Source organism: Streptomyces sp. NPDC127092, from assembly GCF_042722475.1.
Lineage (GTDB): Bacteria > Actinomycetota > Actinomycetes > Streptomycetales > Streptomycetaceae > Streptomyces.
The window spans coordinates 1673-1987 of record NZ_JBHXFE010000156.1; the positions used below are offsets into that span (position 1 = coordinate 1673).

Sequence of the window (315 nt, forward strand, 5' to 3'; positions counted from 1 at the left end):
ATGTTGTTCATCGCGGTCGTTCCTTTCAAGGCATGGTGTGTCAGTGTTCGGCGATCGGTGGTTCAGGTGTTCAGGCGGCGCAGCAGGAAAGTTTGGAGACATCCGTCTTGAAGGACTGGGCAACGATCTTGATGCCCTCGGCCATGGTCAGGTACGGGCTCCAGAGGTTCGCGACCTGATCGACGGTCATCCCGGCCTGCAGGATGTACACGCCTGTTGCAGCGAGGTCGCCGGCTTCCTTCGCGACGGCGGTGATACCGACGATCCTGCCGGTGTCGGCGTCTGCGACCATCTTGATGAATCCGCGGGTGTCCC

At 60.6% G+C, this 315-nt stretch carries 1 pseudogene; it reads right to left on the reverse strand.

The features are described 5' to 3' along the window. Positions 1 to 70 precede the first annotated feature (70 nt). Positions 71 to 315: pseudogene (locus ACFWJO_RS38270) on the reverse strand (mercuric reductase); the annotation flags it as partial.